At 41.7% G+C, this 24,876-nt stretch carries 25 protein-coding genes; 14 read left to right on the top strand and 11 right to left on the bottom strand.

Annotated elements, in window-relative coordinates; genetic code table 11:
• Window positions 1-69 precede the first annotated feature (69 nt).
• The 3 genes from NBH15_RS08560 to NBH15_RS08550 form a co-directional block, all read right to left on the bottom strand.
• A complete protein-coding gene (locus NBH15_RS08560; protein ID WP_128134626.1) occupies window positions 70-477 on the bottom strand; it encodes a DoxX family membrane protein in 408 nt (135 codons plus the stop codon).
• A 235-nt stretch (window positions 478-712) separates the two neighbouring features.
• Window positions 713-3,094, bottom strand: coding sequence for an ABC transporter permease (locus NBH15_RS08555; protein WP_250822461.1), 2,382 nt, complete (start codon window positions 3,092-3,094; stop codon window positions 713-715).
• A 12-nt stretch (window positions 3,095-3,106) separates the two neighbouring features.
• Window positions 3,107-3,805, bottom strand: a complete 699-nt coding sequence (locus NBH15_RS08550; RefSeq protein WP_250822460.1) for an ABC transporter ATP-binding protein — start codon at window positions 3,803-3,805, stop codon at window positions 3,107-3,109.
• 214 nt (window positions 3,806-4,019) lie between these two features.
• Here NBH15_RS08550 and NBH15_RS08545 point away from each other — a divergent pair, with 214 nt between their 5' ends.
• From NBH15_RS08545 to NBH15_RS08535, 3 genes are read left to right on the top strand one after another with little or no spacing between them, the layout of a single operon-like run.
• Window positions 4,020-5,327 (top strand): sigma-54-dependent transcriptional regulator, encoded by a 1,308-nt coding sequence (locus NBH15_RS08545; RefSeq protein ID WP_250822459.1) that lies wholly within the window; start codon window positions 4,020-4,022, stop codon window positions 5,325-5,327.
• Entirely contained in the window at window positions 5,297-5,371 is a 75-nt protein-coding gene (locus NBH15_RS08540) for a helix-turn-helix domain-containing protein (RefSeq protein WP_250822477.1), read from the top strand. Before NBH15_RS08545 ends, NBH15_RS08540 begins: the two co-directional genes overlap by 31 nt.
• Complete coding sequence (locus NBH15_RS08535; RefSeq protein ID WP_250822458.1) at window positions 5,368-6,588, top strand: sensor histidine kinase; 1,221 nt, start codon at window positions 5,368-5,370, stop codon at window positions 6,586-6,588. Before NBH15_RS08540 ends, NBH15_RS08535 begins: the two co-directional genes overlap by 4 nt.
• Here the strand turns inward: NBH15_RS08535 and NBH15_RS08530 are convergent.
• From NBH15_RS08530 to NBH15_RS08500, 7 genes are all read right to left on the bottom strand, one after another.
• Complete coding sequence (locus tag NBH15_RS08530) at window positions 6,569-7,000, bottom strand: DUF3592 domain-containing protein (protein WP_250822457.1); 432 nt, start codon at window positions 6,998-7,000, stop codon at window positions 6,569-6,571. The genes NBH15_RS08535 and NBH15_RS08530 overlap by 20 nt on opposite strands.
• 96 nt (window positions 7,001-7,096) lie before the next feature.
• Window positions 7,097-7,363, bottom strand: coding sequence for a 50S ribosomal protein L27 (gene rpmA, locus NBH15_RS08525; protein WP_128133770.1), 267 nt, complete (start codon window positions 7,361-7,363; stop codon window positions 7,097-7,099).
• Window positions 7,364-7,385: 22 nt separating this feature from the next.
• Complete coding sequence (gene rplU / locus NBH15_RS08520) at window positions 7,386-7,703, bottom strand: 50S ribosomal protein L21 (protein WP_128133771.1); 318 nt, start codon at window positions 7,701-7,703, stop codon at window positions 7,386-7,388.
• Between the two features lie 139 nt (window positions 7,704-7,842).
• Window positions 7,843-8,433 carry a Maf-like protein gene (locus tag NBH15_RS08515; RefSeq protein ID WP_250822456.1) on the bottom strand — a complete coding sequence of 197 codons (591 nt, stop codon included), beginning with the start codon at window positions 8,431-8,433 and terminating at the stop codon, window positions 7,843-7,845.
• 16 nt (window positions 8,434-8,449) lie between these two features.
• Window positions 8,450-8,971 carry a KdsC family phosphatase gene (locus NBH15_RS08510; RefSeq protein WP_007657803.1) on the bottom strand — a complete coding sequence of 174 codons (522 nt, stop codon included), beginning with the start codon at window positions 8,969-8,971 and terminating at the stop codon, window positions 8,450-8,452.
• On the bottom strand, window positions 8,964-9,731 hold the full coding sequence (locus NBH15_RS08505) for a Rossmann-like and DUF2520 domain-containing protein (protein ID WP_010800117.1): 768 nt from the start codon (window positions 9,729-9,731) through the stop codon (window positions 8,964-8,966). The genes NBH15_RS08510 and NBH15_RS08505 overlap by 8 nt, the downstream gene beginning before the upstream one ends.
• The gene (locus NBH15_RS08500; protein WP_250822455.1) at window positions 9,728-10,282 is read right to left on the bottom strand and encodes a nitroreductase family protein; all 555 of its coding nucleotides are present in this window, start codon (window positions 10,280-10,282) and stop codon (window positions 9,728-9,730) included. Before NBH15_RS08500 ends, NBH15_RS08505 begins: the two co-directional genes overlap by 4 nt.
• 145 nt (window positions 10,283-10,427) lie before the next feature.
• Here NBH15_RS08500 and NBH15_RS08495 point away from each other — a divergent pair, with 145 nt between their 5' ends.
• From NBH15_RS08495 to NBH15_RS08470, 6 genes are all read left to right on the top strand, one after another.
• Window positions 10,428-12,842, top strand: a complete 2,415-nt coding sequence (locus NBH15_RS08495) for a TonB-dependent receptor (RefSeq protein ID WP_250822454.1) — start codon at window positions 10,428-10,430, stop codon at window positions 12,840-12,842.
• A gap of 203 nt (window positions 12,843-13,045) precedes the next feature.
• On the top strand, window positions 13,046-13,456 hold the full coding sequence (gene mce, locus NBH15_RS08490; protein ID WP_128133775.1) for a methylmalonyl-CoA epimerase: 411 nt from the start codon (window positions 13,046-13,048) through the stop codon (window positions 13,454-13,456).
• A gap of 38 nt (window positions 13,457-13,494) precedes the next feature.
• The gene (locus NBH15_RS08485) at window positions 13,495-15,048 is read left to right on the top strand and encodes an acyl-CoA carboxylase subunit beta (RefSeq protein ID WP_007657778.1); all 1,554 of its coding nucleotides are present in this window, start codon (window positions 13,495-13,497) and stop codon (window positions 15,046-15,048) included.
• A 22-nt stretch (window positions 15,049-15,070) separates the two neighbouring features.
• Window positions 15,071-15,955 (top strand): lamin tail domain-containing protein, encoded by an 885-nt coding sequence (locus NBH15_RS08480; RefSeq protein ID WP_250822453.1) that lies wholly within the window; start codon window positions 15,071-15,073, stop codon window positions 15,953-15,955.
• Window positions 15,956-15,977: 22 nt separating this feature from the next.
• Entirely contained in the window at window positions 15,978-16,409 is a 432-nt protein-coding gene (locus tag NBH15_RS08475) for a biotin/lipoyl-containing protein (RefSeq protein WP_046146586.1), read from the top strand.
• A 4-nt stretch (window positions 16,410-16,413) separates the two neighbouring features.
• Complete coding sequence (locus tag NBH15_RS08470) at window positions 16,414-17,574, top strand: sodium ion-translocating decarboxylase subunit beta (RefSeq protein ID WP_046146585.1); 1,161 nt, start codon at window positions 16,414-16,416, stop codon at window positions 17,572-17,574.
• A 90-nt stretch (window positions 17,575-17,664) separates the two neighbouring features.
• On the opposite strand, the gene NBH15_RS08465 is transcribed toward NBH15_RS08470, so the two are convergent.
• A complete protein-coding gene (locus NBH15_RS08465) occupies window positions 17,665-17,805 on the bottom strand; it encodes a hypothetical protein (RefSeq protein WP_167754494.1) in 141 nt (46 codons plus the stop codon).
• Window positions 17,806-18,093: 288 nt separating this feature from the next.
• On the opposite strand from NBH15_RS08465, the gene NBH15_RS08460 reads away from it, so the two are divergent.
• From NBH15_RS08460 to NBH15_RS08440, 5 genes are all read left to right on the top strand, one after another.
• The gene (locus NBH15_RS08460; RefSeq protein WP_250822452.1) at window positions 18,094-18,609 is read left to right on the top strand and encodes a DUF5106 domain-containing protein; all 516 of its coding nucleotides are present in this window, start codon (window positions 18,094-18,096) and stop codon (window positions 18,607-18,609) included.
• 18 nt (window positions 18,610-18,627) lie between these two features.
• Window positions 18,628-20,376 (top strand): tetratricopeptide repeat protein, encoded by a 1,749-nt coding sequence (locus NBH15_RS08455; protein WP_250822451.1) that lies wholly within the window; start codon window positions 18,628-18,630, stop codon window positions 20,374-20,376.
• 210 nt (window positions 20,377-20,586) lie between these two features.
• Entirely contained in the window at window positions 20,587-20,958 is a 372-nt protein-coding gene (locus tag NBH15_RS08450) for a T9SS type A sorting domain-containing protein (protein WP_250822450.1), read from the top strand.
• Window positions 20,959-20,989: 31 nt separating this feature from the next.
• On the top strand, window positions 20,990-21,409 hold the full coding sequence (locus tag NBH15_RS08445; protein ID WP_250822449.1) for a T9SS type A sorting domain-containing protein: 420 nt from the start codon (window positions 20,990-20,992) through the stop codon (window positions 21,407-21,409).
• Window positions 21,410-21,418: 9 nt separating this feature from the next.
• Entirely contained in the window at window positions 21,419-24,841 is a 3,423-nt protein-coding gene (locus NBH15_RS08440) for an RHS repeat domain-containing protein (RefSeq protein WP_250822448.1), read from the top strand.
• Window positions 24,842-24,876 lie beyond the last annotated feature (35 nt).

The following is a 24,876-nucleotide window of genomic DNA, read 5'->3' as shown; positions in this document are numbered from 1 at the left end:
ACAACTGTTTTTGTTTCTAAATACAATTGTATTTGTATTCAAATACTTAAGTTTTATGATAATAGCAACCTATTTACTATTCTTATAGAGCAAGAACGAACATGCGGATGCCGTAAATACACTATAATCCAATGGTGCTTTCAAACTCGAGAAGAACATCATTGAAAACGCAAACGTCAATAATAGAAAACCACTGAGAAGAGCTACTATACGTTTCTGGTAACCGATAATCAGCAACACTCCGAAAACAACTTCTGCAATAGTGACCAACCAAGCCAATACCGGTAAAACTTGTTTCGATGCCCACGGAACTAAAACTCCGGTATACGCAATAAAGTTACCCATATTACCCCAAACTATATTTTCACTTCCCAATACAGGAGTCCACCATCCGAAACGATCAGCCACCGCAGACAAAAAACTCATAGCAATAGCTATGCGTGCAAACAAAGCAAAATAATCTGTTTTTATATTCATACCGATTATGCATTAGTTCTGTAAAATGAAAGATAGTTTGTTTAATAATTTAACCAAACAGATATATAAAATGTTTCGAATATTTGCTTTCTGTAGTTGAAAGATTATTTCAACTACTGACCACCACTATTTATTGATTATCAGCTATAAGCATAATTTTTAAATGTAAAAACATAGGCAAATAAACAATAGAGACTATATCCAAAGTCTGTACTTACTTTCTCTTGGATACAAATTACTCCGTCTTTATAGACTTCACCGGATTGTTGAGAGCCGCTCTTAACGATTGGAAACTAACCGTCAGCAAAGCAATCAGGGTTATCAGCAAGGCCACTCCTGCAAAAATATCCCAACCGAGTGTAATCCGGTAGGCATAATCCTTCAGGTAGTGGTTAGCGGCATATAAAGATACAGGAATACCTATTACAAAAGAAATAAGTAAAAGTACCATATACGCTTTTCCCAACAAAAATAGTATATCTATTATTTTAGCCCCCAATACTTTGCGGACACCGATTTCCTTTGTTCGCTGTTCGGCAGAAAAGGCACTTAATCCCAGTAACCCCAAACAGGAGATAAAAATTGCCAGCATGGCAAATAAGGCAGACAACTTTTCTACCAGATGTTCATCCTCAAACATATCATCGAAACGGTCGGTCATAAAGGTCGGCTCAAACGCATGATATGGTGTAAAAGAACGCAATACCGTCTGTACCCGCCCTATCGCTTCATACGTATCGATATCCGGTTTCAGACGAACAAACAATATATACGTTCTTTGAGGATCATAGAAAAACAAAGCAGACGCCGGCTCTAGTGTATAAAAATCATCGAACACGAAATCTTTCATAATACCAACTATCTCCCATTTGTGATCAGGCGACTGGCCGATTTGTCCTCCTACACGGCCTTCCCTTCCCATTCTTTTTGCCAGAGTCTCATTGATAAGGATTCCTGCCCCTCCCTTATTATTTTTCTTAGCCGGATCGATATCCGTTCCGTCAAGCAGTTTTATCCCGGCAGCATCTATCAAACCTTCCGACACAAAATTAAAAGAAATATAGGCATCATCTTCCGGATCTTTTCCATTCCAATACCAGGGATTAGTACGCATACTCGATTTCAGAATCGGACTGGCTGAAAACCCGCAATTTTCTACTACACCGGTATTGATCAGTTCATTCCGCACAGCCGAAGACGCATTGCACAATTCTTCGGTGGCCGGAAAACTTACCAGATTTTCTTTTTTTATACCGATATCCCGTTTTTGTACCAGCTGTATCTGAAGATAAATAACGAAAGTACTACAAATCAGGATAAATGCCATCGTAAATTGAAAGATAACCAACCCCTGACGTATCCATGCGGCACTTCCCCCTTTACTCACTTTCTGCATTTTCAACGTAGTCAACGGATTGAAAGAGGACAGATACAACGCTGGATAGCTACCGGCCAGAAAAGTACAAAACAATCCGATCGCCACCAGTCCGGTCACAATCGTCGGATCGAGCAGACTAAAGGATAATTGAACGCCTATAAATTCATTAAACCAGGGAAGACTCAGCCAGATCAATCCGACCGACAGTAAAAGAGCTATCGATGTTATCAACCCCGATTCTACCAGAAATTGCCGGATCAGGTGTTTTCGTTTGGTTCCGAAGGTTTTCCGTACTCCGACTTCCAACGCCCGTTTTTGGGAACGTGCAGTCGATAGATTCATAAAATTGATACAAGCAATCAAGAGTATCAACACTCCGATCAGAAAGAAAAGGGAGACAGTCTTTATGTAGCCGCCACCAGTTTCCACCCCATCTTTAAACTGACCGTATAAAAGCATTTTATTAAGAGGATAAAGGAATATCTGAATACTCTCACAAGCCGGCCCGGCTTTACGAAAAGCGAGTCCTTTCAGTTTATCATTCAACTGCCCCAGATCCACTCCCGGTTCCAACTCGACATAAGTTTGCAGCCAGGAAGCTCCCCATTCGTTTACATCAAAAACGTTTTTCATTTCCTCTACGAAGACACGAAAAGGTATCAGCCATTCAAATTGGAACGAAGTATTACCGGGCATATCCTCAAATACTCCCGTTACTTGATATATAACTCCTTCATGAATCAGTCCCTTTCCTATCGGATCTTCTTCGTTATATATCTTTCGAGCCATCGACCGGCTGAGGACAATGGAATATTGCGGTTCGAAAGCGGAAGAGACATCACCACTTATGAACTTCATTCCGATCAGATTAAAGAGAGTGGAATCGGCATAAGCTCCCTTTTCTTCAAAAGAGTCTGTTGTATTTTCAGGGACAAAAACGACTGTCTGAGCATTATATCTGCTACAACTCTTCACTTCCGGAAATTCATCCTCCAAAACTTTTGACAGCATAGAATTTGATTCGAAGCTTGTTATACATTCATTCGAGACAGGAAAATAATGAGATGCACTGACATATATATTTCGGGAGTTAGGGATTGCTTTGTTGAAATTCACTTTACTTTCCACCCAGAGAAAGATAAGTGCAGCCGAAGTAATTCCGATTGCCAGTCCCAGGATATTCAAGAAACTATATATTTTGTTCCGGAAAATAATCCGGAGAGATCTTCTTATATTCATTGTGTAAGTTTTTTAGTTTGCGGTATAAGCTAATTCTTTCAGGAAATTTTCCGAAACAGGTTTCCCATCCAGCATATGAATAATCCGGTGGCTGTAACGGGCATCGTGTTCACTGTGTGTTACCATAACGATTGTGGTTCCGGCATCATTGAGCATAGTCAGCAGATCCATTATTTCCAGTCCGTTACGACTATCCAGATTTCCGGTTGGTTCATCTGCAAGGATCAGTTTCGGATCATTGACAACCGCCCGGGCAATCGCCACACGCTGCTGTTGTCCGCCCGAAAGCTGCGACGGGAAATAGTTACGGCGGTGATTGAGAAGGACGCTTTTCAAGGCTTTCTCTACTTTCATTTTGCGAAGGGAGGCTTTCATTCCGCAATTTTCCAACGGCAATTCGATATTCTCAAATACAGTTAACTCTTCTATCAGATTGAAATTCTGGAAAACAAAACCGATATTCTCCCTTCGCAAATCGCAACGTTTGTCTTCATTTAATCCAATAATCTCAACCCCATTAAAAAGATAGGAACCCGAATCAGGATCATCAAGCAATCCCAGTATATTCAGTAAAGTAGACTTTCCACATCCCGACGGCCCCATAATGGCAACAAACTCATGTTCCTTTACATGAAGCGACATATTATCCAAAGCAATTGTCCCCACCTCTTCCGTCCTGTAGACTTTCCTCAAATCATTTATTCTAATCATAGTCTTATGAATAATTTAGCATGTTACATATAAATCCGGAACAATTGATATGCCAAAACAGCAATCCCCAATATATTAACCCATTAACAAAACGACCGCCTTTGAATAGTGTCCATAAACGGACACCTTATGTATGCCAATGGACAAAAAACAGGAACGACTTGGGCATTCACTTCATTCTTGATATATTTGCAACCTACTAAAAAGAGTAATTATGAACTTACACCAGGCAAATATACTGATTGTTGATGATGATAAAGACGTTCTAACCTCCGTACGTTTTTTGCTGAAGATGGAAGTGAAAACAATACTGACAGAAACGAACCCGGACAACATTCATAAGCTGGTCACAGAGAATGACATAGACATTATTTTGTTGGATATGAACTTCAGAAGCTCCATCAACACCGGCAACGAAGGTCTGTTCTGGCTGAAGGAAATAAAAAAACGGAAACCTTCCCTGTCAGTCATTATGATTACAGCCTATGCAGATATAGACCTGGCCATCAAAAGCCTGAAAGAAGGGGCCGCCGACTTTATCGTCAAACCCTGGCATAACGAGCATCTGCTGAATATCCTGTCGGAGACACTTCGGAAACAGGCAACTCCGGACAGTAATGAGAAAACAAATAAAAGAAATACTGATATAGAGATTATCGGAGACTCGGAAAGCATGCAGCTTTTGTTCCATAAATTACAAAAGATAGCACCTACCGATGCTAACATATTGATCCTGGGAGAAAACGGAACAGGAAAGGATCTCGTTGCCCGCTACATCTATCAGTCATCCCTTCGCCGGAATCAGCCATTTGTAAAAGTAGACGTAGGTTCCCTGACGGAAACCCTTTTCGAGAGCGAACTTTTCGGACATAAAAAGGGAGCATTTACAGATGCACGTGAAGATCGTACCGGTCTAATCGAGGCGGCAGACAAAGGAACACTTTTTCTGGATGAAATTGGAAATATAACTTTGCAACAGCAGGCCAAACTGCTAACCGTGCTGCAAAACCGTGAAGTAACCCGCCTCGGTGCCAACACCCCAATGCCGGTGGATATCCGTCTGCTGTCAGCAACCAACCTGCCATTACGGGAATTAGCCAACGAAGCAAAGTTTCGTAAAGACTTGATTTACCGAATCAATACAGTAGAGATAACCGTACCGCCTTTACGTGAACGGGGCGAAGATATTATCCTGCTGGCAGAACATTTCCTGAAAATGTATGAGAAAAAGTATTTCAAACAAAAGTTCCGTTTAGCCGACTCAGCCAAAAAGAAACTGATGCTGTATCATTACCCCGGCAACGTACGCGAACTGCAATACACCATAGAAAGAGGCGTTATCATGGCCGACAGCGATGTGCTGAAAGCGGAAGACATCACCTTCTCTCCCTTAGAGCAACAGGAAGAAAATGCCCAACCGATACCAACACATAATCTGGATGATCTGGAAAAGACAGCCATCGAAAGGTCATTCAAAAACATAACGGAAACATATCGCAAGCGGCAAAAGAACTGGGATTAACCCGGGGAGCTTTATACCGCCGGCTAGAAAAACACGGACTATGACGATCGCCCTATCCATCCTAATCGTTATACTTCTGCTATATATAATATATGTACGCAGGAAAACAAAACAGGATATCGACGAATTTGCCGAGTCCATCATTAACAGAGATTTTTCAAGGAAATCCTCCCGGTTCCAGTCTATCGCGGATGCCTTTCTGAATCTGGCGGCCGAGAAAGAAGCGCAACAGCATTACCTGAAAGAGATGCTGGAACTGGTCGATACAGGTATCCTCGCCTATGATGTGGAAACCCATGAATCACTATGGATGAATGACTCTTTTACTACCCTGCTCAACATTCCCCATATCAAGAACATCAACTGGCTGAAAAAGCAAAACGAAAACCTTTTCAATGAACTGCTCGATATCCCGGTAAACAAAAGTACCCTGATAACGATCCATGCCCGGAAGCAAACCATCAAAACAATGACAAACGCTTCCGTCTTTCAAACCGGAGGAAAAACCTACAAACTGATTGCATTCCATAATGTAAGTGCAACGATGGAAGAAGTCGAATCGGGTGCCTGGAAAGGATTACTCAATGTAATGACCCATGAGATAATGAATTCTATCGTTCCCGTCTCATCCCTCTCAGATACGCTCAGAAGAAAAATACATACATTGAAAGAAAATGTATCCGAACCGTCTACTACGGATCTGGAAGATATGGAACTGGCGATGGATACAATTCACCGGAGAAGTGAAGGCCTACTGCGCTTTGCCGAAACCTATCGTAATCTAAGCCAAAAGATAGTACCTGATATGAAATCATATAATCTCTATGATTTGCTGAGTTCTGTTCATTCCCTGATGAATCCTTCCCTTCAACAAAAAGGGATCGCTTTCACGCTAAAGACAAACGCTCCTGAAGTCACCGCCTTTATGGACAGGGATTTGATAGAACAGGTTATCATCAATTTTATAACCAATGCCACCTATGCCACAAGTGAAAAAGAGAATCCGCAAATACATCTTTTCTCAGGGTTTGACTCAGAAGGACATCCTTACATCACCGTTGCCGATAATGGCAGGGGCATCCCCGACTCAATCCGCGACAAGATTTTCATTCCATTTTTCAGTACCAAGAAAAACGGCAACGGTATCGGTCTGAGCATTTCCCGGGAAATCGTCAAACTGCATAACGGAAAGCTGCACGTGCAAAGCCAAGAAAAAGAAGGAAGTGCCTTCACCATCCTATTCAGTAAGAAGGATGAGTAAAAATCATTTTACTTCTCAAAGCCAATCCGCCACCTACACAAACGCCCCCGCCCACAAGCAGAATACTCCACAGCCATTTCTCACAAACCGGAAACCGGACCTCCCGGGGCCGTTCCGGATGATAAAGGATCCGGATTTCATCTCCCTTCCCCCACAAAGGAAGAATAGGTTCTTTCAAAACACTCAACTCACCATACCGATGAGTATCATATCTCAACAATATCTCACATTTGGTCAGCACTTTCCGGTGCCTGTGCACCCTTTTATAATCCACACGCTTAACAATACCGACCGTCGATTCATACTCCTTTTCAGCCTGCCGGATAGAGTATAGTCCGTATCCTCCTCCCAACAGTAATGCCATACCTATCAACAAAATAGCCATTACTAAATATTTGATTTCCTTTCCCATCTCACTACTGTATTCAAAACAAAATCTCCAAAATACAAAAAGCGGAACATCTTTTCAGACATTCCGCTTTCCCTATTCTTTATTGAACAAAAACGATTATGCTTCTGCTACAATCTCTTTAATAGAAACGAAAGAACGGTTTTCTTTACCTCTACGGAAAGTAACAACACCATCTTTCAAAGCGTACAACGTATGATCTTTACCGATACCAACGTTTTCACCCGGATGATGAACTGTACCTCTCTGGCGAACCAAAATGTTACCAGCTTTAGCAACTTCACCACCAAAAAGCTTAACACCTAATCTTTTACTTTGTGATTCACGGCCGTTCTTAGAACTACCCACACCTTTCTTATGTGCCATTTCTTCTTTTCTCCTTTAAACGTTAAGCAACAATTTCTTTAATACTCACTTCAGTGAACTGCTGACGGTGACCGTTCAGTTTACGATAACCTTTTCTTCTCTTCTTGTGGAAGATCAGCACTTTATCACCTTTTACCAGCGGAGACAGTACTTCACATACTACCTTTGCGCCTTCTACTGTAGGAACACCTACTTTTACATCACCATTGTTGTCAACCAACAATACTTTGTCAAACTCAACAACAGCACCGCTTTCTGCGTTCTGAATGTGATGAACGAACAATTTCTTACCTTCTTCAGCTTTGAACTGTTGTCCGTTAATTTCTACGATTACGTACATCTGTCTTTTTATATTTAAACAGGTTATGTCCCGGGGGTGGATACATATTCCATACCACTTGTTTACCCTCTGCGGAATTTCAGACTGCAAAAGTACTGTTTCCGAATATATTATGCAAGAATTGTCGTAAATTTTTTATTTAAAACTTTTTCAATTCCTGATACAGCCGTTGCACCGGCAACCCCATTACATTATAGAATGAGCCGTTGATAGCTTCTACCCCGACATAACCGATCCATTCCTGTATCCCGTAACTGCCGGCTTTATCGTAAGGACGGTATTTATCTACATAATATATAATGTCATCCTTTTCCAATTTGGAAAAGGCGACTGCCGAAGAAACAGAAAAAGAAACCGTTTTCTGTTTTGTTGTCAGGCAAACGCCGGTGATGACTTCATGTACATGGTCCGACAGGTGGCAAAGCATCTCGATTGCTTCCTCACGGTCGGCCGGTTTGCCCAGGATACGATCCGGTTGCCCATAAGTGACGACGATTGTGTCAGCCGTAATGAGCAATTCGTTATCCGTCATTTTTTCCAGATACGCTTCTGCCTTTTTACGGGCGATATAAGCAGGTATCTCGTCTGCCATCAAGTCATCAGGATATGATTCGTCGATGCCGGGAATTACTTCAACCTCGAATTCGAGGTCAAGTCCGGCCAATAATTCTTTTCGCCGGGGTGAGTTAGATCCCAGCACGATTCGGTAATGTTGTAGGTTAGCTAGCATAATTCTTCATTGTTTATTACCATCCGAACGCTTCTGCGCTCATCCAATGGCCTTGTGCTTTCATTGTTTGTTCTATCACATCACGGGCAACACCCTCGCCCCCTTTGCATAAGGATATATATTTCGCTATTTGCTTGATTTCCGGGGCTGCATCCGCCGGAGCAACCGGCAAGCCTACCCGCTTCATCACATCATAGTCGGGGATATCGTCTCCGGCATACATGACTTCTTCAGGTGTCAATCCCGTCTTTTGCAGGAAATCATTGAAATCGTGTATCTTTACGGCACTCCGCATATATATATGTTCGATACCCAAGCGGGAAAAACGGATTTGCACAGCCTCCGTATAGCCACCGGTAATAATCCCGACCTGGTAACCTTTCTTTACAGCCAGTTGCAGGGCATAACCGTCTTTGATGTTGACTGTACGCATCGGATCGCCGTTGGGATGAAGTGATACCACATCACACGACAGCACGCCGTCTACGTCAAACACAAATGCTTTTATCTTTGTCAGGTCATAATTGATACTACTCATTTTGGGCCTCTTTATGTATACTTTGGCTGAGAAGCCGGTAGATCGCTTGCATATCCGGATCGTCCAGCATAGCCAGGTGTTTATTGATCACATTTTCATCATACCGGATTGCCGGCCCGGTCTGAGCCGCAGCCGGCGGCATGGAATGTATTTTCGATACTGTCTCATCAATAAGCGGCAAAAGGACATCTGCCGGAATGGATTCGTTTTCCAGTAACTTATAAGATAATGTATAAATATGATTGGTAAAATTACAGGCAAAGACAGCCGCCAGATGCAAACTCCGGCGTTTTTCCGAAGACATGAAACGAACATTCTCAGAAAGGGCGCTGGCTATATTCTTCAGATAATCCGCATTCTTATCCGTGTTTGCTTCCAGAAAAATGGGAATCACATCAAAATTCACATTCCTCCCCTTACTGAATGTCTGCAAAGGATAAAGAACTCCGAAACGTTGGGCATATCCTTCAAATACGCTCATCGGCATACTTCCTGCCGTATGGACCCACATACCGTTATTCGGTTTGACCTTCGATATTACATCCGATAAAACAGTATCCTTCAATGAAAAGACATACAGATCGCCATCTTCCTGCAAAGCGGATAAATCATTCGTCCACGGACACCCCAGTCGTGTTGCCAACTGACGGGCACTCGCCTCTGTATGGCTGTACACCTGACCAATCTGCATACCGACCCGTTGCATGGCGAGCGATAAACGTGTCGCCAGATTTCCGGCTCCGATAAAAACTATTTTCATGCTTCCTTATTTTCTTCCGGCATTTTATAAGTGCCCAGGTGAATCTTTTCCCAATGCAAATGAGCTTCATCAAACGGTTTGCGTTCCTGGTCCTTATAACCGAAACCGATAATCGAGAGCACCTCCAGCTGATAAGGAATATCCAGCAGGTTACGGACATACACATTGGCATCCGCATCATCTTCCGTCTGCCGGTTACGTATCTGACACCAACAGCTGCCCAGCCCCAGATCTTCCGCCTGAAGTTGCATATAGATAGAAGCGATCGAGGCGTCTTCTACCCAGACATCACTATCCATTACATTCGCCATTACCACAACAGCCAGTGCACAACTTTCAAGAAACGAAGCTCCGGCCGGCTTACAACCAGCCAGTTTTTTCAACATTTCCTTATCTTCCACCACAACGAACTGCCAAGGATTTTTACGCTTGGAAGCGGGTGCCATCAATGCAGCCTTTAAAATCATTTCGACTTGTTCAGGTGAAAGCAACTGGTCGGTAAACTTACGCGTGCTTCTTCTATTCTTTATCAGTGTTGCAAAACTCTCCATTTTTATCTTATTTTGTAGCTGTTAATTAATCATCTTCATTCTGTGAGGAAGATATTTCTGAACAGGACAAAGATAAAGATTTTTTACACGCTGAATATACGCTTCCTTCATTTTTCGCGTTAGTAAAGCTATAACATTATTAATTATGAAGATTCGTGCGATAGCTGCACTGCTATTTATATTAGTTTCAATCAGCGCTTTTGGACAAAAGCATGTTAAAATCACGGGATATGTTCGGGATGCCGACGGTAGTCCGCTTGAACTTGTGCTTGTTCAGATAAAGAATACGCTGAACGGGGCAATGACCAATGAAAAGGGTTACTATTCGATCACCACGTCGCCGGGCGATTCCGTAGCGGTTATTTTTTCTTGCCTGGGATATAACAAGGCAGAACGTATTCTACCTAGCCTGCAACAGGACATGCGGCTGAATGTACAGATGAACTACACCAGTATTGAACTTGGGGAAGTAATGGCAACAGCCATCCGCAAACAAACCGGAACATTACAAACACTGGATGCCGACCGTGTCAAGCTCCTCCCCGACCCTGCCGGCGGAAGCATTGAAAGCCTCGTGGTCACTTTTGCCGGAGTTTCATCCAGCAACGAATTAAGTTCCCAGTATTCGGTTCGCGGCGGTAGTTACGATGAGAACATAGTATATGTAAACGGCCTGGAAGTATTCCGTCCGTTACTGATCCGTTCCGGCCAGCAGGAAGGTCTGAGCTTTATCAATCCCGACCTGACCGAAGCGGTCAACTTCGCAGCCGGAGGATTTGAAGCACGGTACGGAGATAAAATGAGTTCTGTTCTTGACATCACCTATAAAAAACCCAAGTTATTTGAAGGATCGGCCTCCGCCAGTTTACTGGGGGCAAACGCTTATGTAGGCAGTTCCATCGGCAAGTTCACACAAATAACCGGTGTTCGTTATAAGACAGGACGTTCGCTACTAAAAACAATGGATACAGACGCCGAATATCAACCGGATTTCGTCGATCTGCAATCATACATGACTTATCAGTTAGCTCCGAAATGGGAAGTAAACTTTCTGGGGAACCTGGCGTCCAACACGTTCAAATTCACTCCGCATAAACGGGAGACAAACTTCGGTACGGTAGAAAACGCCCAACGGTTTGAAGTTTATTTCCCCAACAGCCGCGAGCGGGATAAGTTCCAGACAATCTTCGGCGCACTGACCTTGAAACACAATCCGAACGAGAAAACAGAACTAGGCCTTCAGGCATCCGCTTTCTCCAGCAAGGAAATAGAAACCTACGACATCACCGGTGAATACTGGCTGGGCGATGCTACAACAGAAAACGACAATAACCAGAATGCCCTTGAAATAGCTCGCTACCATGAGCATGCCCGCAACCGTTTAAGTTCAACCATCATGAATGTGGGACATTACGGCAGCAGCAAGATCAAAAACAACACGCTGAAATGGGGAGCTACCGTACAGATGGAAAAAATAAACGACCGCATCAGCGAATGGGAAAAACGCGACTCGGCAGGCTACTCACTTCCTCAAACGGGGAACGGGGTAAACGTGATCTCCAATCTTTATTCGGACAATGATTTGTCGACTACTCGGGTATCGGGATATTTGCAGGACGTTTTCAAGTTCCGTACCAAGCAAGGTATGTTCACACTTATCGGCGGTATCCGCGGAAGCTACTGGAGCTATAACAAAGAATTCATTTTCAGTCCGCGCGTTTCTTTAGGTTTTATCCCTAATTTCGATCAGAATCTGACTTTCCGTGCAGCGACAGGTATCTATTACCAGTCACCGTTCTATAAAGAATTACGAACTACCGTGCAGGATGCCGCAGGCAATGATATTATTAAACTGAACAAAGATATCAAATCGCAACGTTCCATCCATTTCATTCTCGGTGGCGATTATACGTTCCGGGCAGCCGACCGCAACTTTAAAGTCAGCGCCGACCTCTATTACAAGAAACTGGACGACCTGATTCCTTACACCGTCGACAACGTAAAGATCCGGTACTACGGAGAGAACTGTGCCAAAGGCCATGCAATGGGTATCGATGTTAAATTCTTCGGTGAATTTGTACCCGGAACCGACTCATGGATCAGTTTCTCGTTTATGAAAGCAGAGCAAACAATCCGCGACATGGTAACCGTTCCCATGCCCAACAGCCAGGGATATAACGTATCATTATTCTTTCAGGATTATTTCCCCGGATACAAGCGTGTAAAACTCAATCTGAAAGGCGTCCTCTCCGGTGGACTTCCTTTTATTGCACCGCGCACAAAATACGAAGATGTGAAGAGTACTTTCCGCACACCGGCCTACAAACGTGTCGACCTCGGCTTCTCTTACCAGCTGGCCGGAGGAACCGATGCGATCATGGACCGCGGCTTTTTCCGCCACCTGAAAAACATCTGGATCGGAGTGGACGTATTTAACCTGTTCGATATAAAAAATGTCAGTTCGTATTACTGGATCACCAACATCGACAACCAGCAATATGCTGTACCGAATTACCTGACAGGCCGACAACTCAATGCACGACTGATAGTCGATTTTTAGACAACGGTCAATCTTATAACCTATCAATGCGCCAATGGAATAGCTACCGTCTCGGTCGTTTTTCCGATTGGCGCATTATTTTATTGGCAAATTGACACATTATTACATTTAATAATTAATGAAATATTTCTTGATTCTTCAAAAAGAATGTACCTTTGCATCAAAAGCAAAAAGCATTTATCAATTATTAAATTCTTATTGACATGGAAATTACACATATTGAACATCTGGGTATTGCAGTAAAAAGCATCGAAGCTTGTCTGCCATATTATGAAGAAGTTTTAGGCATGAAATGCTACAACATCGAAGAAGTTGCTGACCAGAAAGTAAAGACTGCGTTCTTTAAAGTAGGCCAAACAAAAATCGAATTACTTGAACCGACCAGCGAAGACAGTACTATCGCCAAATTCATAGAAAAGAAAGGCGAAGGTATTCACCATATCGCATTTGCTGTACCTGATGTACAGGCAGCATTGGACGAAGCTGAATCAAAAGGTGTTAAACTGATCGACAAAGCTCCCCGCGGTGGTGCAGAAGGTCTGAACATTGCATTCCTTCACCCGAAATCAACATGCAGCGTATTGACAGAACTTTGCATGCCGGGTAAAAAATAACAAAAACACTTCATTTCTAACAACAAATCAGAAATACAATGAGTAACCAACTTGAAAAAGTAAAAGAGCTTATCGCTCTTCGCGAACAAGCCCGTTTAGGTGGTGGAGAAAAAAGAATCGAATCTCAGCACAAGAAAGGCAAGTACACAGCACGCGAACGTATCGCCATGTTGCTTGATGAAGGTAGTTTCGAGGAGTTTGATATGTTCGTTCAGCACCGTTGTACTAACTTCGGTATTGAAAAAACAAAATTCCTGGGTGATGGTATCGTAACCGGATATGGTACGATCGACGGCCGTCTGGTCTACATCTTCGCACAGGACTTCACCGTATTCGGAGGAGCTTTGTCAGAATCACTGGCCATGAAGATTTGTAAGGTAATGGATCAGGCCATGAAGATGGGTGCCCCTGTCATCGGCTTGAACGACTCAGGTGGAGCACGTATCCAGGAAGGCGTTAACGCCCTGGCAGGATATGCTGAAATCTTCCAGCGTAATATCCTTGCATCCGGTGTTGTACCTCAGATTTCAGGTATCTTCGGTCCGTGTGCAGGTGGCGCAGTTTATTCTCCGGCGCTGACTGACTTTAACATCATGACACGTGGTACCAGCTACATGTTCCTGACTGGTCCGAAAGTAGTAAAAACAGTTACCGGTGAAGACGTAACACAAGAACAACTGGGTGGTGCAAGCGTACACACAACAAAATCGGGTGTTGCCCACTTCGCTGTCGACACAGAAGAAGAAGGTCTGCAACTGATCCGCAAATTGCTCAGCTTCCTTCCGCAGAATAACCTGGAAGAAACTCCGCTGATCGAATGCAAAGACCCGATCGACCGTTTGGACGATGTATTGAACGACATCATTCCTGACAACGCTAACCAGTCATATGACATGTATGAAGTAATCGGCACAATCGTTGACAACAACGAATTCCTGGAAGTACATGCTGATTATGCTAAAAATATTATTGTTGGTTTCGCACGTTTCAACGGCCAGTCTGTTGGTATCGTAGCTAACCAGCCGAAAGTAATGGCAGGCTGTCTGGACAGCAACGCTTCCCGTAAGGCAGGCCGCTTCGTCCGTTTCTGCGACGCTTTCAACATTCCTTTGGTAACATTGGTAGACGTACCGGGATTCCTTCCGGGAACAGGCCAGGAATACAATGGTGTAATCCTTCACGGAGCCAAATTGCTTTACGCTTACGGCGAAGCAACTGTGCCTAAAATCACTGTTACATTGCGTAAATCTTACGGTGGTGCTTACTGCGTGATGAGTTCTAAACACCTGCGTGGCGATATGAACTACGCATGGCCGACAGCTGAAATCGCAGTTATGGGCCCGAGCGGTGCTGTAGAAGTTATCTTCGCAAAAGAAGTTGCCGCATCCGAAGATCCTGCAAAAGCAACAGCCGAAAAAGAAGCAGAATACAAGAAGGCATTCGCAAACCCGTACAACGCAGCTCAATACGGTTATATCGACGATGTGATCGAACCGCGTAATACCCGTTTCCGTATCATTCGTGCTTTACAACAATTGCAGACGAAAAAGTTAAGCAATCCTGCTAAGAAACATGACAATCTGCCTCTATAATTCTTAAAACAGGAAAATGAATATGACTAACAAAAGATTTGGAGTATTGCTGCTGTTCATCCTGCTCGTATCATTCGGGGCACAGGCACAGCGTGCAACCTCCATGCGAATAAATGAAGTGCTGGTCATCAACGAAGATAATTTCGTTGACGACTATGGCAAACGTCACGGCTGGATAGAATTATTCAATACTTCTGCCGGAACGGTTAATATTGCAGGTTGTTTCTTGACAGACGACAAGAACAATCCTAAAAAATATCCGATCCCCAAGGGTGACGTACTAACTCAGATCCCCCCCCATCAACACACTCTGTTCTGGGCGGATGGTGAACCTAACCGTGGTACTTTTCATGTCAATTTCACGTTAGACCCGTCAAAAGAAAATTATATAGCTCTTTATGACGCCGATGGTAAATCCTTGATCGACGAAATAACAATTCCGGCTGCACAAAAACCGGATGTTAGCTATGGTAGAATTATTGACGGAAAAGAAGAATGGGCACAACTCACAAAAGTGACTCCCAGCACAAACAACCTGACGTTAGATTCTAACGAAAAGATCGAAAACTTTAAGACAAACGACTCTCTGGGTATCGGTATGACTATTACAGCTATGACTGTTGTTTTTCTAGGATTGCTCCTTCTTTTCCTAATCTTCAAACAAGTCGGAAAAGCAGCTATCGCAGCCAGCAAACGTAATGCTCAGAAAGCAGGGGCACCTGTTAATGTAAATACACCGGACGAAGTTTCAGGCGAAGTTTTTGCAGCAATCGCTACAGCTTTGTATGAAATGAGTGATGACAATCACGATATCGAACATACAGTGCTTACGATCCGCAAAGTTCGCCGTGCATATTCTCCATGGAGTTCTAAGATCTATAGTTTACGTGAAACTCCCAGAAAGTGATTATCTCTAAAAACAAACAAGAATGAAAAGTTTTAAATATACCATCAACGGTAACGTATATAAAGTACACATTAATTCAGTGGTTGACGATATCGCTGAAGTAGAAGTAAACGGTACTCCTTATAATGTAAAAATGGAGAAACCGGCGAAAAAACAAATGGTTACACTCAAACGCCCGGCACAGGCTCCTACTACAGCCAGCGGCGAACCGGTTGTTACTCGTCCGGCTGCATCTACAACCCAGGGCGCCGTTAAGACTCCACTTCCAGGTGTTATCCTGCAAATCAAATGCAATGTAGGCGACACTGTAAAGAGAGGACAAACTTTACTTATCCTTGAGGCCATGAAGATGGAAAACAACATCAACGCTGACCGCGACGGTAAGATTATTGAAATTAAAGTACACAAAGGAGACTCTGTACTGGAAGGTGCTGATCTCGTCGTAATCGGATAAGAGTATGCAAGAGAGTTTTTTATCATTCCTGGGTGACAACCTACAGTTGTTCCTCACCTATACAGGAGTATATAATGCAACTCCGGGCCATATCATTATGATATTGGTTGGTTTGCTCTTTATATTCCTTGCGATTAAATATGAATTTGAACCCATGTTGCTGATCCCTATCGGATTCGGTATCCTGATCGGTAACATTCCTTTTAAAGATGCAGGGCTTCAGGTAGGTATCTACGAACAAGGGTCTGTACTTAACATCCTCTATCAGGGGGTAACCTCCGGGTGGTATCCGCCGTTGATCTTCCTCGGCATCGGGGCGATGACCGACTTCTCCGCTTTGATATCCAATCCAAAGTTGATGTTGATCGGTGCTGCCGCCCAGTTCGGTATCTTCGGTGCTTATATTATCGCTCTTCAGATGGGATTCGAACCGAACCAGGCCGGTGCTATCGGTATTATCGGTGGTGCTGACGGTCCTACGGCTATCTTCCTGTCTTCCAAACTGGCCCCTAACCTGATGGGTGCTATTGCGGTGTCGGCCTACTCATATATGGCGTTGGTACCTATTATCCAGCCGCCGTTCATGAGACTACTTACGACAAAGAAAGAACGTCTGATCCGTATGAAACCGCCGAGAGCCGTTTCTTCTACTGAAAAGATCATCTTCCCGATCGTTGGTTTGCTACTGACTTGCTTCCTTGTACCTTCAGGTCTGCCTTTGCTGGGTATGTTGTTCTTCGGAAACCTGTTGAAAGAAAGTGGTGTAACCCGTCGTCTGGCTGAAACAGCCCGCGGTCCGCTGATCGATACAATCACTATCCTGTTAGGTATCACAGTAGGTGCTTCTACACAGGCAACTCAGTTCCTGACACTGAACTCTATCAAGATCTTCGGTTTGGGTGCGTTGTCATTCGTGATCGCAACCTGTGCCGGTGTATTGTTCGTTAAGTTCTTCAACCTGTTCCTGAAACAAGGTAACAAGATCAATCCGCTTATCGGTAATGCCGGTGTATCTGCCGTTCCCGACTCAGCACGTATCTCTCAGGTTGTAGGTCTGGAATATGATCCGACCAACTATCTGTTGATGCACGCCATGGGTCCGAACGTAGCAGGTGTAATCGGTTCTGCTGTAGCAGCCGGTATCCTGTTAGGATTCTTAGGATAATAAAACAAGTGACAGTTGATAGATGGTAAGTGACAGATAAATAGAATCTTTTCTAAATCTGTCAACTGTCACTTATCAACTGTCAACTTTTTATACATTCTGCTCAATCTCCATCGGAGCTGTTTCCGGATTAGTTACTTCTTCCAATGTCGTCCCCACAAACAACCATACCATCAAAAGGACAATCGCAATAATAACCCCGATGATCAACCATAGATTTTTCTTTTTCATACTCCTGACGTTATTTCAATTATACCTAACTATTGAAACTAAACAGAAAGATAACTCTATTTGTTCATGATCAGCTTTCACAATTGTCTTATTTCATTTTCCTTTACGTTCTTCCCCCCAAATAGGAAACTCGCTCCTTCGCTGATCGCACCTATGTTTACATACAAACAAAAAGAAAACAATTGATTATCACATTACACAACATTAAATAGTTACACAACAGGCCATTTTACAGAACATTTCACTACCTTTATAGCCGATTAATTAGACAACAAAACTTAAATCGTAATGAAACAGAAAGAATTTTTATTCATACTTTCCGTTACCATTTTTACAGGATGCTATCAGAGAAAAGTTTCACAACAAAATATTGAATCCAGAACAGAGCCGGAACAGGTTGTTAACTCAGACACCTTCCAAGCAGACATTCTTCCTGAAATACCGTCGATATTGACTCCCCCTGACCAACACGCCAATTTTATGGTTGAACATTATTGGGATAAATCAGACTTTGCCGATACTTGTTATTTTACTCACGAAAATATTACCGAACAAACATGGATAGACCATGTTAACCATCTGAATTACAACGCACATGAAACGACGCAGAAAGTAATAAAAAAAGTACTCACGCGAACGTCTTTTAATAAAGATGTATTCAGTTACTTTACTGAATTGAGCGACAAACATCTGTACGATCCCAATTTCCTTATAAGACCAGTCCTATTAAAAGATGTGCCTTTTCAATCCATAGAAAACAGGTTCGCTAAAAGAAATGCCAATAATGCATCTGATATAAGATAACCAATCTAACTAATTTATATGAAAAAGAGATTCACACTTGAGAATATAGTAACATTACTAGCATCCATTGGCATATTGTCTTTTAGTTGTCAAAACAGATGCGATCCGGACAAGTTGCTGAAAAATTTGCATAACAGTTATCCATCATCCACACTTATGCTTTCAGCTATGGATTCCATCCTGGACTCTGATGCATTATCTCCACAAGACAAAGCCATACTTTGCTATAACAACTGTGAGTTACGTGATTCTTTGCATTTGTCAATGCTTCCGGACTCTCTGCTATCGGAATATATGAGCTATTATATATACCATCCAGATAACTACTATTATCCCCGGCTTTTATACTATCAGGGACGTGCATTTGCTGAAAGTGAAAAGCTATCAAATGCAATTAACAACTATTTGAGGGCTATAGACTTATTGAAGTCTAATTCAGATGCAAATCTTTCCGCTTATATTTATAGCTACATGGCAGATCTTTATGAGAATAATCTGGATCAGAAGAAAGCCCGTGAATACTATGTCAAAGCTGCAGAATTATTTTTGAAGGCGAATAATTGGCGTAGTTATATTATTGCTATTCGGGACCAAGGAGATACCTATGTACTGGAAGAAGAATATGAAACAGCCTTGCAGTTGTATTTTACAGCAGACTCACTACTGGAAGGCAGTTCCGACAGTATATTATGTTCAGATCTAGCTTGTCATATCGGAATCGTTTATCTAACGAAGGAGGATTATACCGAAGCCCGTAGATATTTCGAAGAATCGCTGGAGTTCAATCCGACTAACAGTTCTGCGTCTTTTTCACTATCCAATATCTGTGTGACAAAGGATGATTACGATCACACCCGTAAACGGTTGCTCATTGTACTTGACCAAACCAAAGACCTGACAGAACGTAGTATGCTTCTTTATAGACTGTACGAAATGGATAAATCTTATGGGAATTACCAATCTGCATTAACCTTTTTGGAAAAGTCTGACACATATCAGGATTCGATTGTTGAAAATCGGTATGATCGTCAGTTGATCGAAACAGAAAAGAAATACCAAAAACAAAAAATAGAAATGGCAAATATGCGTCTGAGTATTGAACGAAACCGTATCACTATCGTTTCTTGCATTTTAATCCTATTATTGATTTTATCTATTCTTGTTTATCGGCTAGAAGTCAATAAACGAAAACGGAAACATGCCGAGTTGCTTCACGAAACAGAAAAGCACAAATATCTATTGAAAGAACAACAACTATTAAATAAACAGCAGGAACAGGAACTCCGTTCAAAAGAAAAAGAGTTAATACAGACGCAACGACTTTCGGATCTTATAAAAGAAACACTTTTTCGTAATTCTGTACTTTATCAGAAGATCAAATTAGTATCGAATATCAGTCTTCAAAATCGTTCTAAGAAAAATAGTTATCAACACGCCTTTGAAGAAATATTCGGAGAACCGTCCTTTTCTCAATCAGATAAAGAACGTCTGATAACATTCACGAACAATATTTATCCGCATTTCACGGAGAAGCTCTTGCACCGCATACCTTCACTTTCCGAAGAAGAATTGATTTACTGTTGTCTTTTAATGTTCGATCTGTCCCTCAATGATCAGGCAATAATTTTAAATGTTACGGTAAACACGATCAAAAGCAAACGTCACCGCATTATGACAAAGGGAGGATGTACGAATCGGAATATGAGATTAGAAGATTTCTTGGAAGAAATACAGAAGGCTGTTTGGCCTGAAGAAGACCGTAAATAGAATAAAAATACCCCTGAATACAGCGTTCGTTATATCTCTCGCGGAGGTTGCATACCACTTTTCCACCGGAGATAGCCGTTATTTATATAATTTTCAATAATTTACACACGTTTCCAACAAAAGGGGATGCATACCCGAAACCGACCAAAATTCACCACTTGAAAGACAGATACCATCTAACTTTGTGTCACAATAATTCATTAAAAGTGTATGGACATGAAGAAAGTTATTTCAATGATGGTGATTTTATGCACCATGTTATTAGTATGTGTAAATCCGGTTTCGGCCAGTCGTCACCGGCACAAGACCTTTGCTTTGCATTTACAGAGAAAGCAAATGCTAAAATCCATCTTTGTCGCTCCCTATGAAGTCTCTGGGGATGGTGACAAACTGACATTCCACTCTACTACAGGAGTTGCTTCCGAAGTACAAATCCAAATCACGGATCTTTCCGGTAAAGAAATCACATCAGTAACCGTAACATTGACAGATGCTCCGTTTACCATTGACCTACCTGAAGATTGTCCTGAATGTATCATACGGTTATATGATAAAGGAGACATATACGAAGCTACTTATTAAATAGAGTACAAACATCTAAATTTCACAAAACATGAGAAAAACATTAGTTATGCTGCTAATAGCGGCAGTACCTCTTATTGCCTTTAGTCAAAATAAGTTACACTATTCGTACGACAATGCCGGCAACAGAATTAAGAGAGAGATTGTGGTCAAAACCAAGTCATTACCGGAGAGTTCCGATCCGGAGTATTATTCCGAAATGCTGTCTGATAAGGACATCCGTATCTATCCCAACCCTACCGAAGGGCATTTAAAAATAGAAGTAGCCGGTTGGGACAATTCCGACCAAGGGAGCCTTCAATTGTATAATTCTGCCGGTCAGTTAATCCTCAATCAACGGATGGGTTCTTACTTCACCGAACTTGACATCAGCTCCCGGCCAAACGGCTTATACATTCTACACATCTCATTGAATGGAAAAGAAACAAGTTGGAAAATCATTAAGAAATAAACGGAAAATATGAAAAGATTATATTACTTAATTATAGGCTTGATTATCTGTTTGAACGGATATTCTCAAAGCTCTTTGAAAACATTTGTCGGACTGACAATAGATAGCATTCCACCGGCAGATCTGGAATTGGATAGTACTTCGGTAAAGACTCCGCTAAGTGATGAAACTCCGTCATTACTATATGTTGATATCCCGTCTTTCATTCCTAATTCTCATTCTATCGACAGGTCGAAAGATGTCGGAGAAATAGCTTTTAATTCTTCACTTTCTCCTAGTGGAGCTTACACCATAGATGTGCCGATTGAAATGGCGACTGAAGCAAGAGATTTTCAACCCAAACTGTCGTTAGCCTACAACAGTTCGACTGCTAATGGTGTAGTAGGTTACGGCTGGAATCTTTCCGGACTCTCTGTTATTTCCAGAGGATATAAATCATTATATTATGAAGGAAAAACAGAAGGACCGATAGCATCCAGTAAGGAAAGTGCTTTTTCTTTGGACGGCCAGAAATTGATTAGAAAAACAGCAACATCTTCTCAAATAGAATACAGAAGTGTCACAGGAAATATAAAAGTTATAGGATATATCAAGAACGGAAATATCAGTTACTTTGATGTATTCTACCCTGATGGCAAGAAGGCCGTATACGGATTTACAACTTCTACTTCCGGTGAGACAATCAATTATCCGATCAGCAAATTGACAAGTAGAGATGGATTGGTTATCAATTATTCGTATACATTGATTTCAAATCATTACCGTCTCGATAAAATAACTTATGGACAAGCCCAGCAAGCATCTGTTGTATTTTCTTATACATCATCCAGAAGCGACGCTTTTTATATTTTTACCGGTGGTATAAAAATGACTTATAATTATCTTTTAAGTTCAATAACGACCAAACTGCAATCTACCGTTTTACGGACCTATACCATCAATTATACTTCAAAAGGGAATGTTTCAGTAGTTGATAATATCAATTGTTCGGCTGGAGGAAAAAGTCTCAATCCGCTTAAAATGTATTATGGAACCGGGCAACAGTCATCAACTTTCAAAAAAACAGAAACACAGCTGATACATTGGTATAATTTTACGGAAGCATCACAGATACGTGTATCAAAGGGTAAATTTGATTACGGAACAGAAGATGATGGTATCATTTCCGTTCCGAACAAAGCCCACTATGTTGAATATTACCAACATTCAACGGCATTCCGCCATTCAAAGAATTGGATTGAAAATCAATATGCAGGTGATGAGACAATTATTGTTGCGACTGGATTAAGTGGAAAGTTGGGTATGTTTAATCCGGAATTGAAAACGGAAGCCGGATTTGTAGACATATTCGCCGTTGACCTGGATCAGTTTGAAGGTGAAGAAATTGTTAAAGTGAACAATACGGTCTCTGGTTCTAATGACAAAGTCGATTTTACGGTATATACCCCCAATTTATATGCTGGTATTGCAAAAAAATATACCCGTACATTTAATTTCAATACAGTATTGACTTATAGGGATGATAAAAGCATCACACCTAAGTTTTATTATACGGGTGACTTCAACGGAGACGGAAAGATGGAAGTCCTGGCTGTTTCCGCATATAACACAATGGGGCAAAATAATGCATCTAAAGTTTATCTTTTCGACTTGGAAGGTAATAAGATTCTCTATCAGGGAAGTCCTTTTAACTACTACCAGCAGTTCCCGAAGTATCCCAGCGGACAAATCAGTGCTGAAGATGCCTATAAAAACTCCAACAAACTATTTTCCATAGATTATGATGGAGACGGGAAAACTGATCTATGCTTAATCAATGACAATGGAACTTACATCTATACTTTTGATGTAACAGGTTCCAGTTATACGATGAGACAAGTTGCCGTATATACAGGTTTAAAAAATTCCTCTCTGAGTGATAGAGAATTTCTTGCAGGAGAATTCAACGGAGACGGTAAAACGGATTTCCTGCTGTCACCGGCTGTAAGTGGCGGAAGTACATGGAAAATTTACACCTCTACAGGTAACGGACAATTTGAAGCGAACGATATTGCAATCACAAGTCGGCTTAGTACCTCCGATTATGTTCTTCAGGACATTAATATGGATGGGCAGACAGATTTGGTTGAAGTGTATGGTTCAGGTGATAATAAAACCTTGGTGACTTATTTCATTGCGGATAGAGTCAAAAAGGGACAGGCGACAAGTACTATTCCCAAAGAAACCGTACTTGTACCTACAAATATGGAAAGTAGAAATTATTACAACCAGTTAATCAGTCTGAAAAATGGGATTGCGACACGGATCGCTTACCAGACAAATGAATCTACAAACAGGCTCTTGTCTGGAATCGTGAATAGTTTGGGGACAGTTACCAAAATAGCTTATGCAAGATTGAACGATCAGACCGCTTCTGTTTTCACTAAAGGTTACGGGGCACAATATCCCTATACTAATTTCTACGGAGGATATACCGTTGCTGCCAGAACAGAAACATATAATAACGGAAGCCTGCTGGAACAGAACAGTTATCAATATTCGAATGCGGTCATTCATAAACAAGGTTTGGGCTTTTGCGGATTTGAGAAAATCACATCTTATAACTCTCTCAAATCTGAAACGACGACTCTGACATGTGATCCTTATCATTTCTCTGTACCTACAAAAGAAGATTCTTTTGATAAGACAAATACATATACTCATGATATCCAGATTGCATCAGACAAAACATATAAAACCTTGTTGAAGACAAGTGTATCGTTGGATAAAGCGACAAATGTTTCCATCACGACATCTTATACCTATGACAGCTATGGTTCTCCACTGACTGAAACACGTAATTACGGGAATGGTATTACGGTTGCCATTAAAAATACATATAGCAATATTAATAGTGCAGCAGCCTATATCATTGGTCTACCAGTTGAAATCAACGAAACGACAACAAGGAACGGTAGTTCTGTCACAGCTAAAGAGACATTTGCTTATAACTCAAACTACCTTCAAACATCCAAACTTACCTATTATAATAATAACAAGGTCTCCGAAGAAAATTATATATACGATACACATTTTAATCTGACTGCATCTAAGACAAAACCCTATTCTTCGGCAAATTGGATTTCAGAGAATTATGTGTATGATTCTTACGGTAGGGTTACGAAAAAAACGGCAACTAATGGCACCTATGAAACATATACTTACAATGCTAATGGTATGCTTGGTTCAACAAAAGACCATAAGAATAATACCATATCCTACTTATATGATCCTTGGGGAGATAACATTAAAGTAACACACCCGGATGGAAGTACGGAAACAGTTTCTAAAGCATGGGTTACATCTCCTGCAGGAGCGTTATATTCTAATACCCATACACTCTCTGATGCAGCCAATACAATTTCATACTACAATGCAAAGGTCAGGAAGTAAGAGAAGGTACACAACGGTATAATGGCGCCTATCTT

Source organism: Parabacteroides caeci (assembly GCF_023656795.1).
In the GTDB taxonomy this organism is placed as follows: domain Bacteria; phylum Bacteroidota; class Bacteroidia; order Bacteroidales; family Tannerellaceae; genus Parabacteroides; species Parabacteroides segnis.
This window is presented reverse-complemented; position numbering and strand designations above follow the sequence as displayed.